Origin of the sequence: Akkermansia muciniphila (genome assembly GCF_030848305.1) — a bacterium.
In the GTDB taxonomy this organism is placed as follows: Bacteria; Verrucomicrobiota; Verrucomicrobiia; order Verrucomicrobiales; family Akkermansiaceae; genus Akkermansia; species Akkermansia muciniphila_A.
Map to the genome: position 1 here is coordinate 975,270 of NZ_CP114598.1, position 18,404 is coordinate 993,673.

11 protein-coding genes, 1 tRNA gene and 1 rRNA gene are annotated in these 18,404 nt (G+C 54.0%); 6 read left to right on the forward strand and 7 right to left on the reverse strand.

Going from position 1 to position 18,404, the window contains the following annotated elements:
• The first annotated feature begins 63 nt into the window (after positions 1-63).
• Entirely contained in the window at positions 64-1,164 is a 1,101-nt protein-coding gene (gene dnaN, locus O4G22_RS04315; RefSeq protein WP_094136651.1) for a DNA polymerase III subunit beta, read from the forward strand.
• A gap of 288 nt (positions 1,165-1,452) precedes the next feature.
• On the opposite strand, the gene O4G22_RS04320 is transcribed toward dnaN, so the two are convergent.
• The 5 genes from O4G22_RS04320 to O4G22_RS04340 form a co-directional block, all read right to left on the reverse strand.
• Positions 1,453-1,893: a hypothetical protein gene (locus O4G22_RS04320; RefSeq protein WP_297404513.1), complete on the reverse strand. Its 441-nt coding sequence runs from the start codon at positions 1,891-1,893 to the stop codon at positions 1,453-1,455.
• A 102-nt stretch (positions 1,894-1,995) separates the two neighbouring features.
• Positions 1,996-3,048, reverse strand: a complete 1,053-nt coding sequence (locus tag O4G22_RS04325; RefSeq protein WP_306702255.1) for a hypothetical protein — start codon at positions 3,046-3,048, stop codon at positions 1,996-1,998.
• 410 nt (positions 3,049-3,458) lie between these two features.
• On the reverse strand, positions 3,459-4,190 hold the full coding sequence (locus O4G22_RS04330; protein WP_094136648.1) for a L,D-transpeptidase: 732 nt from the start codon (positions 4,188-4,190) through the stop codon (positions 3,459-3,461).
• Positions 4,191-4,220: 30 nt separating this feature from the next.
• The gene (locus O4G22_RS04335; RefSeq protein WP_290489323.1) at positions 4,221-4,694 is read right to left on the reverse strand and encodes a LysM peptidoglycan-binding domain-containing protein; all 474 of its coding nucleotides are present in this window, start codon (positions 4,692-4,694) and stop codon (positions 4,221-4,223) included.
• A 70-nt stretch (positions 4,695-4,764) separates the two neighbouring features.
• A complete protein-coding gene (locus tag O4G22_RS04340; protein WP_306702256.1) occupies positions 4,765-5,580 on the reverse strand; it encodes a TatD family hydrolase in 816 nt (271 codons plus the stop codon).
• Between the two features lie 123 nt (positions 5,581-5,703).
• Here O4G22_RS04340 and O4G22_RS04345 point away from each other — a divergent pair, with 123 nt between their 5' ends.
• Both O4G22_RS04345 and O4G22_RS04350 read left to right on the forward strand, forming a co-directional pair.
• Positions 5,704-6,765 carry a lipid A deacylase LpxR family protein gene (locus O4G22_RS04345; RefSeq protein ID WP_179218429.1) on the forward strand — a complete coding sequence of 354 codons (1,062 nt, stop codon included), beginning with the start codon at positions 5,704-5,706 and terminating at the stop codon, positions 6,763-6,765.
• A 136-nt stretch (positions 6,766-6,901) separates the two neighbouring features.
• Positions 6,902-10,696: a glycoside hydrolase family 2 TIM barrel-domain containing protein gene (locus O4G22_RS04350; protein ID WP_306702257.1), complete on the forward strand. Its 3,795-nt coding sequence runs from the start codon at positions 6,902-6,904 to the stop codon at positions 10,694-10,696.
• Between the two features lie 188 nt (positions 10,697-10,884).
• Here O4G22_RS04350 and O4G22_RS04355 read toward each other — a convergent pair whose 3' ends face one another.
• The gene (locus O4G22_RS04355; protein WP_306702258.1) at positions 10,885-11,571 is read right to left on the reverse strand and encodes a PEP-CTERM sorting domain-containing protein; all 687 of its coding nucleotides are present in this window, start codon (positions 11,569-11,571) and stop codon (positions 10,885-10,887) included.
• Between the two features lie 6 nt (positions 11,572-11,577).
• Positions 11,578-12,558: a hypothetical protein gene (locus tag O4G22_RS04360; RefSeq protein ID WP_306702259.1), complete on the reverse strand. Its 981-nt coding sequence runs from the start codon at positions 12,556-12,558 to the stop codon at positions 11,578-11,580.
• Between the two features lie 717 nt (positions 12,559-13,275).
• Between O4G22_RS04360 and clpB the strand changes: the two genes are divergently transcribed.
• The 3 genes from clpB to O4G22_RS04375 all read left to right on the forward strand — a co-directional run bounded on the left by clpB (position 13,276) and on the right by O4G22_RS04375 (position 18,392).
• On the forward strand, positions 13,276-15,858 hold the full coding sequence (gene clpB / locus O4G22_RS04365; RefSeq protein ID WP_297404496.1) for an ATP-dependent chaperone ClpB: 2,583 nt from the start codon (positions 13,276-13,278) through the stop codon (positions 15,856-15,858).
• A gap of 778 nt (positions 15,859-16,636) precedes the next feature.
• A 16S ribosomal RNA gene (locus O4G22_RS04370) occupies positions 16,637-18,148 on the forward strand.
• 168 nt (positions 18,149-18,316) lie between these two features.
• Positions 18,317-18,392 (forward strand) — tRNA-Ala (locus tag O4G22_RS04375).
• Positions 18,393-18,404 lie beyond the last annotated feature (12 nt).

Sequence of the window (18,404 nt, forward strand, 5' to 3'; positions counted from 1 at the left end):
GAAATGGCTTGAACTATGAAAGGCGGTTATGAGAAGATGCGAGGCAGATAAAAGCACAGACACATGAAGTTTACCATTTCCAAGCAAGTATTTCTCGACGGGCTGAGACAGGTTGCCAGCGTCGTGTCTTCCAAGACGACGCTGCCTATTCTTTCCAACGTCAAGATTGAAGCTGAAAACGGCCAGGTACGTTTTACGGCTACCGATCTTGACGTATGCATTACTGGCGTAGTTCCCGCGAATGTGCTGCGTGAAGGCTCCGTGACCCTGCCCGCTAAAAAGCTGGTGAGCATCATCAGCGAACTTCCTGAAGCCGAAGTTCAGGTGGATGTCAACCAGCGCAACCAGGCTGCTGTGGAATGCGGCCGCTCCCAGTTTAAGCTGAACGGCCTTCCGGCGGATGAATTTCCGGAATTGCCGTCCTTTGAACAGGCAACCGTGTACCAGGTGGACCAGAATGTATTGCGGGACTGCATCCGCCGCACGGAATATGCTATTTCCACGGATACGACCCGCTACGTGCTGAACGGCATTTCCCTCTCCTTCCGCAACGGTAAAATGACCCTGGTGGCCACAGACGGCCGCCGTCTGGCGCTGGCGGAAACCGCCCTGGAATTCCCGGAAGAACAGCAGCTGGACGCTATCCTGCCCACCAAGGCTGTTGGTGAACTCCGCCGCCTGCTGGATGAAGTGGGAACCGCCACCATCCGTTTCACCCGCAACCAGGCCGCTTTTGAAATCAATGATACGTTACTGATCAGCAAGCTGATTGACGGCAATTACCCGAACTACCGCCAGGTAATCCCGACGGACTGCAAGGAAAGCATTGAACTTCCCTGTGGAGAACTGCTGGAAACGGTGCGCCGTGTCTCCCTCCTTTCCGTGGACAAGAGTACGAATATCAAGCTGAACTTCCGTGAAAACGAGCTGGAAGTGGCTTCCAGTGCGGAAGGCGTGGGTGAAGCCCATGAATCCATGACGATCACTTATGCCGGAAGGCCGCTTTCCATTTCCTTCAATCCGGATTTCTTCATGGCTCCCCTGAAGACGATGGCCGGGGATACGATTATTACGCTGAATCTCATTGATGAAATGAGCCCGGGCGTCTTGAAGATCGGAGATGAGTTCCTGTATGTGCTCATGCCGATGAGATCTCCCAATTGATTTTGGTGGCACAAAATCGTTCATACAGAGGAACAGGCGCCGTGGCAACATGGCGCCTGTTTTTTTATTTACTGAAAGTGAAGGAGATAAATATGTTATTCACACAAATGTTCTACGTGGAACATTTTTTATTTTCCATTACGGGAAAACTGTAATCTCCTCCCTTGAAAAGGCAGGATTCCTGCATGGAGTGCGAGGAACTATCACCGGAAACCTCTGCGATGGCGGAAGAATGCCATTATCGGTGAATGAAAAGATACGGCCACAGAATATTCAGAGAGCTGCATCTCACTCGCTCAACAGCCCAGGAGGAGCGAACAAGTCCGGAGCGAGATGAAAGGGATAAGAACCGGATGCCTGAAGGATGGCTTCACGAACGGAGGTCATGGAATGGAAACAGGAGCGTTCCACATTCAGAATACGTCCGTCCTTCAGTTTGATCATTAATCCGGGTTCTGCTTCATTATTTGGAGTGCATCCTATGCGTTCAATTAATTCCCACGGTATTTCCCTGCGTGAAATGCTGTTGCCCCAGAGGATGGAGGAAGAAGTGATTGTGAGAAAATAAGGTCTGCCCAGGATAACGGGAAGCCACAGAAACAGCAGAAGAGAGCCGAAAAGAAGGTTCCACCAGCCGGAACCGAAAAAAGCCCAGGCCAGACCGCACCCCAGGGTTGCGAGGATTTTTCCTCCCAGCTGATAACTGCGGTAGAAGTAATAAGTATTCATGAGTTGCGAAGTCAATGAAACATCAGACTGACCATGGAACGCTAAGTTCCCAACCGTACTCTGTACGATACCGCTTTGTTCCGGAAAAGACAAGGTGATAAGTCAGGAAATCCAGTCCAGCATTCCAGACGGTATGGAACCGCAGGAACGTATCAGGGAAAGAAAACGTTTTTCCATTTCCGGCGGCGGTGGAAAAAGACCCGGCAAGGCCCGGCCCGCAACAAGTTCCAGGGCGCCCTGGTTGTGAAGCGCCAGGGGAGGATCAATGTAACGCATTTGCGTAGGATCCGGCAGAATAAAATTAAGAGGGCGGCCTTCGTTCAGCAGGCGGTTCTTTGGAATTTCCGGCCCCCATTCATCCTCCACGCCCATATTGGCAAGCAAAATGCCGGAAGATAAGAGTATAGCCGGGTCAATAAGCCCTGACATGGCATTCCGCTTACCTGTAGCCGTAACGGCGCAGAAAGCACGCCTGGTTGCGTCAGTAAGGGCCGCCTTGTCATTTGCCTGCACAAAGGAGGCGGAAGACAGAGGTTTTCTCTCCACATCCGCTACAATGACATTCAGTTTCCGGTTGAGAGCATGCAGAGCTATTCCGCGGCCGACTTTTCCATATCCAATGACCAGCAGAGTTTGCCCCTGTTCGTTTTTTATTCCAAGAGCGTCCAGCGCCCGGAAAAAACTTTCTCCGGTCCCAAGGCAGGTTTCTATCTGTTTAATCTTTCCGGCGTCCACCATCCACACGGGTTGTGGACATGCCGCATAGCGTTCCGCGCCTGAGCGGGTCAATTCCACATATCCGCAAAGACTGGGGACATGGCTGAGCGCTCCGGCACAGTCCATGACTACATCATAAGGGCCGCCTGCCCGTTCCGCTTCCACCACGGGAATTCCATACTGCCCCAGCAATACGACTGTATCCGGATCATGGGGCATTACCGGAGAGATCGCTACTGTCAGCTTCGCTCCTGCGGCCAGAAGAGAAGCGTATTTAGCGCAGGTATTCCGGAATACGGGAGAAGCGTCAATAATCCGGCATCCTTCCAGCGGGCGGCTTTCCGACCACGTTTTATATTGATGCAGGAGAACGGGAAATTCTTCCTGCCGATAAAAGGGGAACAAATTTTCCAGAATGCGCTCCGGAGATACAGGCATAACAACAATTCAGGGGTTCTTGCAGAAGAAGGTAATCCCCATCCTGCCGTTTTCCCAGAAAAACTTCGTCAACAAAACATCTTTTGTTGAATGGTTGTTAAAGGCTGTAGCCGGTTCGTGGAAGACAAACTGTTAAGTTGTCAATGTCCGCTTGCAGGCTGAGCATTCCGAATAAGGTGGTTGATTTTACCCGGTCGTTTTATCCGGCATTTTTATTTGCCCTCCGATGAGGATTACAAAACGCTTCTTTTCGTTGTATGGCCCGCAAAAATAGTGCAATAATTCAGGAAATATAATTTTTGTACGTTATGCTTATGCCTCGGAAAAAACGGCATAGAAAAAAGGACTGCTTTTCAGGCAGCCCTTTTTAAAATTAGGTGGTGTTTTAAAGGGAGCATTGCTCCGGCAGGCTATTGCTTGCGGCCTCCGGATCCCTGTTGTTGTGCGGGAGGGATTTTCTGCGCTTCCGGCACGGGCAACGGCGTTTTCCGGATGGTAACGGGCGTTCCTATGCTGGTCTGCCTGTAGAGGATTTCCGCAACATTTCGCGGCAGACGGACGCAGCCATGAGAAACAGGATGCCGCCGAACTTTTCCTACATGCAGGCCCAGGCCCGCATTGGTAAGCCTCTGCCAGTAGGGCATGGGAGAGCCGTCAAAACGGCCTCCTTCCGGTACGGGATCCGTGGATTCGGCATTGTAGTTAATGCATTTGCCTTCGGCATCATACATTTTGCCGTAGAGGTTGGAGGCGTAGTCTTCCTTTTTGGAGATCACAGTATAGTCTCCCGTTTTGGTCGGATAGGCTTTGACGCCGGAGGAGAGGGGAAAATCCATGGCGACCAGTCCGTCCACCAGATACTGGCCCCGCTGTTCGTCCAGGCAGACGAAGATTTTCCGGGATTTTTTCGGCTGGCGGTTCAACAGGGTGTCGTCCTTATAGACGTCGTATGTTTTCCGGTAGTCCTTGCGGGCCACGAAATGAGCGTACGTAGAAGGATGAAACGGGTTTTTATACTCCGGGACGGATTTGTCCACGGTGCGCGGATCCGGCAGGGCCGCATGGCCCGTGCCGGAGTGGGAACAGGACATCCACCCCATGAGAACCACGGGGAAGACGGCCAGGAGAAAGAGAGGCTTCATAAGTGGTGAAACCGGGAGGGGTTTCCCGGATTACTTGGAACGCGGGATTGTCAGCTTCTGGTTGATGTGAATCAGATCGGACTTAAGGCCGTTAGCCCTCTTGAGAGCCTTGACGGAGGTGCCGTTCCTGCGGGCGATGGCTCCCAGCGTATCGCCTTTCTTCACGGTGTAGGTGCGGGCCTTGGGAGCGGATTTACGGGAGGAGCTCTTTCTGGCAGCTGCGCTGCGGGAGGATTTGGTGCCGGACGTGCTCTTCCGCGCGGATGATTTTTTAGTGACGGAAGGTTTGGCAGGGGGATTGTAAGCGTAGCTGGAGGAATTCTGAACCGGGCTGTAATGGCCGGATTCGTAAGCGGGATCAGAGCTTTCCGCGATCCACGGCGGGATTTCGCCGCTGGCCGGTTCTGCGGTGTCATAGCCGGCCGTGGAGGAATTCTGGGTGGAGCAGGAAGAGAAGGGTAATACCAGCGCAACAGCGCAGGTTAAAATAAATGGCGTTTTCATGTGTGCCCTGTTCATACTAATTTATGATTTCGGATTCAAGGCGGCAGCGCGGATTGTCGGGATTTTTTTTTCAGACCTTGCCCAGATTATAAAAGGTTTCCGCATTTCGGGTCGTCACATGGGCCAGGTCTTCCAGGTTCATGCCTCTGGCAGCGGCGATGAACCGGGCTGTATGAATGAGATGGGCGGGTTCATTCATGCGGCCCCGGAGGGGTTCCGGACTGAGGTAGGGGGAATCCGTTTCCAGCATGATACGGTTTTCCGGGCACCAGCTTGCGGTTTCCGCCACTGCGGAGGCGTTTTTAAAAGTAGCCACTCCGGTGAAGGAGACCATGCCGTCCAGTTCGTCAAAGATTCGCGTGGCCTGAGCGGCATTTCCGATGAAGCAATGAAAGACGGGACGCACGCGGCCCGCGTAGTTCCGGGCAATCGCCAGGGCGTCCTCAAAGCTCGCGGAGCCTTTCCGGTCCCGCGTATGCAGGACGATATTGAGGCCCAGGCGCGCCGCCAGGTCAAAATGCTGTTCCAGCATATTCTGCTGAAGGCGGCGGAAATTTTCCTGCTCCCAGCCCGGGGGGGGGACATGGAAATAGTCCAGCCCCGTTTCCCCAATGGCGGCCAGGGGAATGTCCTGCGCTATCTGGAAAAGACGGTCCGTCCAGCCTTCCGGCGCTTCATGGGCATCATCCGGATGGATGCCCAGCGCGCAGAAGACTACGCCCGGGAACTGGCGTGCCCATGCTATATTCATCTCCCAATCATTCGGCCGTGCCCCCAGCGTAATCATGCGGTCAGTGTTTGCCTGGAGGGCATGCTGAACGTAGGTTTCCCTGCGGGACTGGTCGAATTGGGAGGAGGCCAGATGGCAATGCGTGTCAATGATCATGGCATAGAAACCCCGGAAGGGCAGGGGAAGTTTGTGGATATTTGCCGGCTTTGAAAAGAGCAAACGCAGAGCATGCCTGATTTTTCCTTGCCACACGGAAGTGAAACGCACAAACTGCCCTGCATGAAATGTACGGCTTTGTGCATGTGCGCCGCCCTGTTGCCGGTGGCTTCCCTTCAGGCAGGAACCCAGCAGATGGAAGCTCCGCAGGAGGGCCCCGTTATCAGTTTTCATCTGGAAAACGATATGTTCGTGGGAGATGATGACAATTATACCAACGGCGTCCGGTTTGCCTGGATGTCCGGCACCACATCCCGAAGCCAGACTTTTTCCGGCATGCTGGGGACGGTTCTGGGGGGTACGAATGCTTCAGGTTCCTGGCGCCGGTTCATGGGAATGGACGGTTCTCCCAATTTGCGCCAGCAGTGGGGACTTGACTTGACTCAGCTTATGTATACTCCGGAGCAGAAAGCCACCTATCCCCTGTACAACCAGCATCCCTATGTGGGAAGCCTGACGTTGGGGCTTACTTCTCTGGTTAAGAATGAAGACAGGGCCAATTCCCTGGAATTGCAGCTGGGTACCACGGGCACGAATTCCCTGGCGAAAGGCTCCCAGCATTTTATTCATAAACTGTGGGGTATGGAGCAATGGCCCGGCTGGGCCAACCAGCTCCCCGGAGAGATGACCGCCAATTTGTTTTTCAAGCGTTATTACCGCCTGCGCGGACTGGAAAAGCGCTACGGCTCTGGTTTTGAAACGGACGCTCTGGCTTACTGGCACGCAGACGCCGGCACAGTAATGGTGCAAGCGGGGGGCGGCATGTCTTTCCGCTTCGGCTATAATCTGGGCAATACTTCTCCGGAGAACAGCATTCGCGGCGCGACCAGCGCCGCGCCTCCCTTCGTTTACAACAGGACGTCCGTTTCCAACTGGGGGTACTACGGTTATCTTCACGCCGCCGTGCGGGCCGTGGCCCATGACCTGTATCTGGATGGCACGGTGTTTCGTTCCTCCCCCAAGTATGTGAACAAGTATCCTGTGGTGGGAGAATGGGGCTATGGCTTCGGCCTCCGGTACAAGCGCTCAGAGTTGCTTTTCGGCCTGCATTACATGACCAAGGAGTACACCCAGCAGGAATCCATGCAGTGTGTGGGCGTTCTCCAGCTCCGGCATACTTTTTAACGGCTGCGTTTGCAGGCCGCGCATAAACGTGACAGCAGCTTGCAAAGGGCAAGTTTGCTGTTAGAATTAGAATTGCGGATTCGTATGTAACTGGACAATCCGTTTGTGCATATCAACTCCGACACATATTGATTTCATGAGAACGACCAGATCCTGGCTTTTATCCTGTACCGCGCTGGCGGTAGGTTCCGTCATGTGCGGCCTGGGAGCACCGGGCGATTCCGCCACCACGCCAGCCCCTACAGGGCTGGAATGGGAACAGGAACAGAACCTGCATTTGAATAAGGAAGCGCCAACCGCCTTCTTCGCGTCTTTCAGCGATTTGCAGTCCGCCTTGAAAGTGCTGCCGGAAAACAGCAAATGGCGCAGGTCCCTGAACGGTCAGTGGAAGTTTCACTGGGCGAAAAATCCCCAGAGCCGCCCGGCCGATTTCTACAAGCCGGATTACGACGTAAAGGACTGGAAGGAGATTAAGGTGCCTTCCTCCTGGCAGACGCAGGGTTACGGCACCCCCATTTATTCCAATCAGCCGTATCCCTTTGAACGCTCCTGGCCTTATGTAATGAAGGAGCCTTCCAACAAGAATTACACGTCCTACAAGGAACGGAACCCCGTAGGTTCCTACCGCCGCACCTTTGAAGTGCCTGCGGATTGGGACGGTAGGGAAGTGTACATGCAGTTTGACGGCGTGGATTCTTTCTTCTACCTCTGGATCAACGGGCAGTATGTAGGTTTTTCCAAAGATTCCCGAAATCCGGCCCGTTTTGATATCAGCCCCTACCTTAAGAAGGGGGAAAACGTGGTGGCCGCAGAAGTGTACCGCCATTCCGACGGAGCATATCTGGAATGCCAGGACATGTTCCGCCTGTCCGGCCTTTTCCGCAATGTTTCCATTTTCGCGCTGCCCAAAGTTCACATCCGCGACTTTTTCGCGCAGACTAATCCGGTGGACCAAAGGGATTGGGCCCTGAATATTGACCATGCCAAACCGGGCACCGTGAACGGTGATTGGCGCCTTCAGGTGGATGTGGATGTACGCAATCTGTTTCCGGCAACGGAAAAACTGGACGGCTGCACGGTTTCCATGGCCCTGTATGACGCTGCCGGCAAGCTGGTGGAACCTGTCAAGCCCAAGGACGCGCCATATGACGGCGTATTGGAAAAGCGCTTGCGTCTTACCGGCATGAAGGATTTTAAAACCTCCCTGCTTGGCATTTATTCCAAACCCAGGCTATGGTCCGCGGAAGATCCCAACCTGTACACCCTGGTACTGACGTTGAAGCGTGACGGGAAAACGGAAGAAATGGTTTCCGCCCGCGTGGGTTTCCGCAATGTGGTGATTAAGGACAGCGTGTTCCTGGTGAACGGCCAGCCGGTGAAGGTAAAAGGCGTGAACCGCCATGAAAGCCATCCGGAAACAGGGCATTACGTGACTCCGGAGCAGATGGAGGAAGAAGTGCGGATGATGAAACGCGCCAATATCAACCATGTGCGCTGTTCCCATTATCCCGCGGATCCTTATTTCTATTACCTCTGCGACAAGTACGGCATTTACGTGCAGGATGAGGCCAACATCGAGTCCCACGGCTATTACTATGGCAAGGAGTCCATTTCCCATCCCATTGAGTGGATGCCGGCCCACGTGGACCGCATCATGGCGATGGTGGAGCGCAATAAGAACCATCCCTGCGTGATTATGTGGTCCCTGGGGAATGAAGCCGGCCCCGGCCAGAACTTCCGCACTGCGGAAAAGATGGTGAAAGCCAGGGACATGTCCCGCCCCACCCATTACGAACGCAATAATGACATTGTGGATCTGGGGTCCAACCAGTACCCGTCTGTGGACTGGACGCGTTCCATGGCGGGCAACAAGGATTTCCCCAAGCCTTACTATATTTCCGAGTACGCGCACAACATGATGAACGCCATGGGCAACCTGGCGGATTACTGGGAGGCCATTGAGTCTTCCGACCGCATTATGGGCGGCGCTATCTGGGATTGGGTGGACCAGGGCTTGTACAAGACCCTGCCGAATGGAGAAAAGATGCTCTGCTACGGCGGCGATTTCAACGATCATCCCAACAGCGGCCAGTTCGTGTTCAACGGCACCATCCTGTCGGACCGCACGCCGGAACCGGGTTATTTTGAAGTCAAGCATGTCTATCAGAATATTTCCACATCTCTGACGGACGACGGCAGGATTTCCATCTTCAACAAGAATTTCTTTACGGATCTTTCTCCCTATGACATTACCTGGACCCTGACGGAGAACGGAAATGTGGTGGCTGAAGGCAAGCTGGATACGCCTCCGGCCGGACCCAGAGAAAAGATCGTGGTTCCCATTCCGGACATTCCCCAGTTGAAAAACCGGAAACCGGGGGCGGAGTATGCCCTGCGTATAGGCTACAAGCTGAAGAAGGACAAGGAATGGGCCAAAAAGGGGTACGAATTGGCCTTTGACCAGCTTCAGCTTCCCGTACAGGGAGATCTGCCTTTGTTCAAGGCCCCTGCGGGCAAAGTCAGCCTCAGCGCGGACAAACATACCGTTTCCGGCAGGGATTTCTCCGTTCAGTTTGACGCGGCCACCGGAGAACTGGCCCAGTTCACGATGGACGGCAAGCCTCTGTTCAAAACGCCCATGGCGGTGAACGCCCTGCGCGCCGCCTCCAGCAATGAGCCGGGCGTCATGGCCAAGAGCATGGCTAACGGCCTCCGTGAACTGAAGCATGAACTGCTCAGTTACGAAGCCATTGATAACGGCGACAGCGTCACCGTCAAGCAATCCGTCAAGGTGAGCGGCAAACAGGCTGAAAACATCAGCGGCTACGGCGATACCAAGACCACCATCACGGCCAGGAAGCAACCCCTGAACGATACGAACACCCATTTCATCAATAATCTGGAATGGACTATTTACGCTGATGGAACGGTCGTCTGCCAGTCCGTGCTGCTTCCGCGCGGCAATCCCCTGGAGCTGCTGCGCCTGGGATACGAGCTCCAGTTGCCGGCGAATATGGACAACGTAGCCTACTACGGCCGCGGGCCGGAAGAAAACTACGCGGACCGCAAGAGCGGCATGCCTTTGGGCGTGTATAAAACGACGGCCTGGGATTCTTTCTTCCCGTACGGCAGACCGCAGGATTGCGGCAACCATGAGGATACCCGCTGGGTGGCCGTTACGGACGACAAGGGGCGGGGCCTGCTTTTCGGTTCCGTGGGCGCGCCGTTCGCTTTCTCCGCTCTTCCGTATACTACTACGGATTTGATTCAGGCAAACCACCCCGTGGAACTGCCGAAGACGACGGATAAGACCGTGCTGGTTCTTTCTTCCGCCACGCGCGGTCTGGGGGGAGCTTCCTGCGGTCCCGGCCCCATGGGCAGGGACATCATCAAGGCGAACAAGCCTTACCCGATGTCCTTCTTTATGCGGCCCATTACCGCCAAGTCCTACAAAGGTGAAATCCGCGTGCCTGCGGCCCGGCTGGATATGACCATGCTGGCCCGCACGGACAAGTACACGGTTAAAAGCGTAACCAGCCAGGAGCAGGGCGAAGCGGACGCCGAATTCGCCATTGACGGTGATCCCGGCACTTTCTGGCACTCTGAATACAATAAAACCGTGACCAAGCATCCGCATGTGCTGGCCGTGGACCTGGGTAAGGAGCGGGAATTCTCCGGAATTACTTATCTTCCCCGCCAGGATGGCAACAACAATGGCCGCGTGAAAGATTATTCCGTGGAAGTGAGCGCGGACGGAGAGAAATGGCAGCCTGCCGCCAAGGGTTCCTTCCCCGACAGTGCGGACCTCCAGGAAGTGAAATTCCAGGCCCCCGTCAAGGCGCGTTATTTCCGTTTCTCCGCCCTCAGTGAGACGCAGGGGCGGGATTACGCCGCCGTAGCGGAACTGGATATCATTCCCGTTAAGAAATAACTCCCGCGGTTTTCACTGCGTGAACAGACGCCCCGCCGCTTTTTCAAAGCGCGCGGGGCGTTTTATTGCCGGGCACTATGGGTATTCTGGCGGGAAATGCAGAGGGAAATGGAGTACGAATAGTTGACGGCACAAAAAACCTCTGTACAGAAAATACCCGTACAGAGGTTTGACGAAAGAGGAAACTTTTATTTCCGTTTACGGCGTACCATCAGGGCTGCCAAGCCCAGCAAGCTCATGGTGGTTGTTGCGGGTTCCGGAATCAAAAGCTGGATGGTATTGTTTTCCAGATTGATATTTCCCAGGATGCATTCCGTATAGTAGTCAAGATCGTTTATGAGAGCCTGCTCCTTGGTCGTAAGCCACAGATCGAACGGCTCGTTGCCGGATATCTTTATATTATCATAATTAAGCAGACTGTCGCTGGATGCGTTTTTAAAGACAAAAAAAGCTGTTTCTCCATCCTGTCCCGTCACCATTAAATAAACGGGGGATGTCGGGGTATAAGAAGAATAATCTCCAGACAAATTAAAGCTGCCGTCAGTGACGCTGCCATTTTGCTCTTCAGGTATATTTGTCAGCGTGCTGGTGAAATTGTTCTGCATGCTCATCAGATCACTGTATTTCAGTTGATCCTGTGCATACGAATTACCTTGTAAGTTCCATTGCCGGCTGGTCACATCATAACTCCAAGTATTTCTGTTGAAGGCGCCTAAAACAGCATTGCCTGCATTCAGCGGATTTCCGAGGGAATTGGTTAGGGAATACGCGGAGGGATCATCATTGCTGATATTGAAACTGTCCGCCAGGGCAATCCCTCCAGAAAAGAGAGCGCAGGCGGTAAAAGCATTGGTGAAAAGGGAGCGATAGAACATGGCTGGTTATTTATTGGTTTGATGTTTGCTGGACACCGTGATGTAGGAAGGTGTCTTGGAAGATTCATAGTAGATGGAAAAGACTCCATGGAAAGGGACGTTGGAAACATCCTCTCCATTGTCTTGGCGTTTCCAGGAACCGTTGTTGTTGACGACCTTGACCATGGCATTCTTGCCATCTGCGGGAATGTTGATGACGGCGTCATCAGGCAATTGCAGAGCTGTTTCAGCCAGGGTCTGGGAAAGGGGCAGGCGGGTGTGAAGAAGGGAATTGAATGTGGAAACGACCAGCTTCTGGTTCTTCAGGGATACTTCCCCAACGACCACAGCTGTAACATCGGAACCGGCCTTGCGCGTAATAGTCAGGGGTTCATGGCTGAACACCGGCATGCCGCCGATATTTTCCGTAGATCCCCTCCTTCTCCATTCGCTTCCGGAGTAATAAGCGGCAAGCTTGGTGGTTGCAGAATTAAAGATGTTAACGGTGTCCGCAGACATGGCGGAGCCGCTTTTCAGGCCAAACTGGTTGTCCACGCCAAGAATATCATCCAGAGTGCGCGTTTTGCGCAGAGCGTATGAATCGGGGGGAGTTCCCTTTCTTACCAGGTCGGAAAGAAGGCGGTCATCCACTTTAATGGAATGTTCCGTCCAGCAAGATCCCGGTTTTTTCCATCCATCCCGGTTTAAGGGAAGAGCCATGACTTCATTGCCGAAGTGAAGAACCAGCACATAGGCGGAGTTTTCATTCATCAGGTCGTTGAAATTGACGTCCGGATCCGTGATGGTGACTTTATTGCCGGAAATGGCAATGTTGTCTTCTTGGAGGGTGTGCTGTACCAAGGCTTCCGGATGCACTCCTAAACCCAGATAACCCGTTGCTTTGGCGTACAGGGGTATTTGGATATAGCCGCAGGGCGTACTGTAAGCCGTTTCCGCATGCAGGGAGGCGCTTGCTGCCGAAAGCAGCACGCATGTGCAAAGAGACACTGGCAGACAGTGTGCCGGATTGATAAACATTAACCCATTAAAAAGAAAGGAAATCGTTTGTCAATTAGGAAAGGAAGGAACATTTCCGTTCTTCATTTGTTAAACTTTTTCCCGGACAGAGGAAGCCTCCGGTGTGTCCGGGGATACGCCCGGGATTTAAAACATTAGGGAGGATGGTCGCCGTTTTTTTCAATTCCCCCGGAACAGAAGCGGGGGAAACGTAATCAACGTGATGACCTTGAACGCAGCGCTGGATACATTGTTCCCGATGAGTGGGATGTAATTGACCGTCCCGGTCCGGAGAATATCCTGGCGGAAAAATCGTCCGGCATTAGCCGGTGCCTTGGTTCCGCGTCTTTCTCCGGTTATCGGGGCGGTTTTCACACTGGATTTTTGTCGGTTTGGTTTAATCAGTTGAAAGACAGGGACAGCGGATCGGCAGTCGTGCAATATCCTCTCTTTGGTTTTTTAGACTGATATGAAGTTTCTTCAATCCTGAATGAGATTATTTGCAAATAATCTTCCCTTAGCGGCATGAACATATCGGCACCCTCACCGCTTTCCGTCAGCTCAAGGCGGACTTTCCAATAATTCGTTGAGCGTACAGGTGATATTGCGGGGGATCCGAAGGAGTAAAAAATTTTTAGATAACAGGAAAAATCCTATTTTTCCATTCAACGGTTGGAGTTATTCTTATGTCTAAAATACCAACATACCATGCTTAACAATCTAACAACAAAATTTCAGGAAGCGCTGATGCAGGCGCAGCAAACTGCAGGCCGGCTTGGAAAACCGGAAATTTCCTCTCTGGACGTTCTGGTGGCGTTACTGGAGCAGGAAGGCGGAATTCTTTCCCCTATTCTCCGCAAAGCCTCTTGCGATCCGGGGCTGCTTCTCCAGGCAGCCCAAAGGGAGGTTTCCCACGAACCTACTCAAAGCGGCGCTACCACGCAGCCGCAGATGGGGCGTGACCTGGCTACCGTCATGCAGGCTGCGGAAGAGGAACGCAAAAAGCTCAAAGACGACTACCTCAGCGTGGAACACTTCATGCTTGGGGCGTTGGACACGCAAAACAAAGTGCACCAGTTGACGGACACCTTTGGCCTGACCAAGGATAACTATCTGGCCGCCATGAAGGAAGTGCGCGGCAACCAGCGCGTGACGGACGACAACCCGGAAGGCAAATACCAGACACTGGAAAAATATGGGACGGACCTGACGGCCCGCGCCCGTGCCGGTAAAATTGACCCCGTCATCGGCCGCGATACGGAAATCCGCCGCGTTTTGCAGATTCTTTCCCGCAGGACGAAAAACAATCCCGTCCTGATCGGGGAGCCCGGCGTTGGCAAAACCGCCATTGCGGAAGGTCTGGCGCGGCGCATTGTCAACGGCGACGTGCCGGAAAGCATGCGCAACAAGCGCATTGTATCCCTCAACATCGGATCCATGCTTGCCGGAGCCAAATATCGCGGTGAATTTGAAGAACGCTTGAAATCCTTCCTTAAGGAAGTAACGGATTCCAACGGTGAAATCATTCTGTTTATCGATGAACTGCACACCATTGTAGGCGCGGGCGCCAGTGAAGGGGCGGTGGATGCCTCCAACCTGCTCAAGCCCGCCCTGGCCCGCGGGGAACTGCGGACCATCGGCGCGACGACACTGGACGAATACCGCAAATACATTGAAAAAGATGCGGCTCTGGAGCGCCGGTTTCAGCCCGTCATGGTCTCCGAACCCAGCGTGGAAGATACCATCGCCATTCTGCGCGGCTTGAAAGAACGCTATGAAGTCCACCATGGAGTGCGTATTACGGACGCTGCCATCGTAGCGGCGGCCACCCTTTCCGACCGTTATATTTCCGACCGTTTTCTGCCTGACAAGGCAGTAGACCTGGTGGATGAAGCGGCAGCCCGCCTCAAAATTGAGCTGGACTCCATGCCCACGGAAATTGACCAGATTGAACGTGAGGCCATGCAGCTTGAAATGGAGCGGCAGGCGCTGGCGAAGGAAGAAGACGCCGACAGCAAGGCCCGTTTGGAAAAAATCACCAAGGACCTGGCCGACTTGAAGGAAAAATCCGGTTCCATGATTGCCAAATGGAAAAGCGAAAAAGAAGTGCTGGACGCCGTCCGCAGGGAACAGGAAAAAATAGAAACCCTCAAACTGGAAAGCGAAAGGGCCAAACGTATGGGTGACCTGACCCGCGCGTCGGAAATCACCTATGGCGAACTTCCGGAAGCCCAGCGCGCCCTGACGGAAGGCAAGGAAAAGCTCAGCAAAATGCAGAAGGAAGATGGGGGGCTGCTGAAGGAGGAAGTCACGGAAGGAGACATTGCCAAAGTGGTTGCCACCTGGACCGGCATTCCCGCCGCCCGTCTGCAGGAAGGGGAGCGTGTCAAGCTGGTGCACATGGAAGAGCGTCTGGGCGCCCGCGTAATCGGGCAGAAACAGGCCGTTAAGGCCGTATCCGACGCCGTGAGACGCGCCCGCGCCGGGTTGCAGGATGAAAACAGGCCCATCGGCTCTTTCCTGTTCCTGGGACCCACCGGCGTGGGCAAGACGGAACTTAGCAAGGCGCTGGCGGAATTCCTCTTTGACAGTGAAAACGCCATCGTCCGCATTGACATGTCCGAATACATGGAAAAACATTCCGTCGCGCGCCTCATCGGGGCGCCTCCCGGATACGTGGGGTATGAAGAAGGCGGTCAGCTCTCTGAAGCCGTGCGCCGTCGTCCGTACTGCGTGGTTCTCTTCGATGAAATTGAAAAGGCTCACCCGGACGTCTTCAACGTATTGCTCCAGGTGCTGGACGACGGCCGCATTACGGACGGCCAGGGGCGTACGGTTGACTTCCGCAACACGGTCATCATCATGACCTCCAACATCGGCAGCCAGTATATCCTCAATGAGGCCAATGCGGAACAGCGGGAAGCCAAGGCTCTGGAAGCGTTGCGCGGCCACTTCCGTCCGGAATTCCTGAACCGCATTGATGAAATCATCATCTTTGACCGGCTCACGGCGCAGGAACTCAAGGGTATTGTGGACATTCAGCTTCAGCGTGTCCGCAGGCGTCTGGAAGCCAAGGGCCTGTTTTTGCGCATGACTCCGGAAGCTACGGCTCTGGTGGCGGATCACGGTTTTGATCCTGTGTATGGAGCCCGTCCTCTCAAACGAGCCATTCAGCATGATCTTCTGGACCCGCTCAGCCTCAAGCTTCTGGAAGGAGACTTCCCGGAAGGAACGGAAATCGTGGTGAGGGAAAAAGACGGCAAACTGGACTTCACCAAGGAGAAAAAATAACTGAAAAGCATACTTGCCGGTATATTGCCGGGAGCGGACAGGGGCGCGGCATTAGCTGCGCCCCTGTTTATTGTTCGAATGGGAGGGGAGCAGGTTTTGGTGAGAGTAGTGACGCTATGGAGAGGGAATACAGCGTGCTTGGAAAACCAGCCTTCCTTGCAGAGGGGCGGAAGGGGGCTGAATTCCCCTTGGGAGGCGGGGAAGTGGGATGGGGAAAAAGGGAAGCGTTCAAAAAAAAGACGCGACAGGATGGGGGATTATGACAAAACGTCATCTCATTGATTATATGTGTGTTAATGTCTGTGTGGATAGGGGTGGCCTGAATGAGGCGCGGGAAAAAATGAAAAAACATCTCGAAAAAATTGACAAAAAGGGGGAAGTTGATAAAGTTCTCGGCACGCCAACACGGCGACGGGATGAAAAGCCCGGCGGCAGACGGACTCGGAAGAGTAACGGAAGCGGCTGGAGCCGGCCACCCGGAGAGCTCCCTGGAAGCAGGGGCGATAAGAAGATTTCAAGGGAATGACTACCGAAAACCGCCGAGGGTTTTCCGAGGGCGCCGAGAGGTGCCGGAGGAGGAAAAAGCCCGAAGGAGCGACCTGGCTCTGAGAGGGGTGGTTTGGTAGAAGCGAGGGGAAAGAAAAAAGGTCGTGACGCGCGCCGTGCAAGGCAGAGCGAAGAGGCCTTCAAGAGACACAACTTGAAGGAAGAGCCGGCTGAAGCATGGCGCAAATGAAATCGCAAGATTCCATTTGGTCCAGCAATTTCAAAAATTAATTTGATGGAGAGTTTGATTCTGGCTCAGAACGAACGCTGGCGGCGTGGATAAGACATGCAAGTCGAACGAGAGAATTGCTAGCTTGCTAATAATTCTCTAGTGGCGCACGGGTGAGTAACACGTGAGTAACCTGCCTCCGAGAGTGGGATAGCCCTGGGAAACTGGGATTAATACCGCATAGAATCGCAAGATTAAAGCAGCAATGCGCTTGGGGATGGGCTCGCGGCCTATTAGTTAGTTGGTGAGGTAACGGCTCACCAAGGCGATGACGGGTAGCCGGTCTGAGAGGATGTCCGGCCACACTGGAACTGAGACACGGTCCAGACACCTACGGGTGGCAGCAGTCGAGAATCATTCACAATGGGGGAAACCCTGATGGTGCGACGCCGCGTGGGGGAATGAAGGTCTTCGGATTGTAAACCCCTGTCATGTGGGAGCAAATTAAAAAGATAGTACCACAAGAGGAAGAGACGGCTAACTCTGTGCCAGCAGCCGCGGTAATACAGAGGTCTCAAGCGTTGTTCGGAATCACTGGGCGTAAAGCGTGCGTAGGCTGTTTCGTAAGTCGTGTGTGAAAGGCGCGGGCTCAACCCGCGGACGGCACATGATACTGCGAGACTAGAGTAATGGAGGGGGAACCGGAATTCTCGGTGTAGCAGTGAAATGCGTAGATATCGAGAGGAACACTCGTGGCGAAGGCGGGTTCCTGGACATTAACTGACGCTGAGGCACGAAGGCCAGGGGAGCGAAAGGGATTAGATACCCCTGTAGTCCTGGCAGTAAACGGTGCACGCTTGGTGTGCGGGGAATCGACCCCCTGCGTGCCGGAGCTAACGCGTTAAGCGTGCCGCCTGGGGAGTACGGTCGCAAGATTAAAACTCAAAGAAATTGACGGGGACCCGCACAAGCGGTGGAGTATGTGGCTTAATTCGATGCAACGCGAAGAACCTTACCTGGGCTTGACATGTAATGAACAACATGTGAAAGCATGCGACTCTTCGGAGGCGTTACACAGGTGCTGCATGGCCGTCGTCAGCTCGTGTCGTGAGATGTTTGGTTAAGTCCAGCAACGAGCGCAACCCCTGTTGCCAGTTACCAGCACGTGAAGGTGGGGACTCTGGCGAGACTGCCCAGATCAACTGGGAGGAAGGTGGGGACGACGTCAGGTCAGTATGGCCCTTATGCCCAGGGCTGCACACGTACTACAATGCCCAGTACAGAGGGGGCCGAAGCCGCGAGGCGGAGGAAATCCTAAAAACTGGGCCCAGTTCGGACTGTAGGCTGCAACCCGCCTACACGAAGCCGGAATCGCTAGTAATGGCGCATCAGCTACGGCGCCGTGAATACGTTCCCGGGTCTTGTACACACCGCCCGTCACATCATGGAAGCCGGTCGCACCCGAAGTATCTGAAGCCAACCGCAAGGAGGCAGGGTCCTAAGGTGAGACTGGTAACTGGGATGAAGTCGTAACAAGGTAGCCGTAGGGGAACCTGCGGCTGGATCACCTCCTTTCTATGGAGTAAGCGCACACAAGTGCGCAGGTCGGATCTCTTCCCGAGGGAAGAGAAAGCGGAACCCGCGAGGGCCCGCAACGAACCAAAGATGTGTAAACAGCCGGTCGCCTGGAGCAAAACCGGGCACGACGTGCGTGACGACCTTTTTTCACCGAGAACCGCAACTGGGGGTATAGCTCAGTTGGTAGAGCGCCAGCTTTGCAAGCTGGATGTCCGGGGTTCGAGTCCCCGTGCCTCCACCAGTTTCGGAAAAG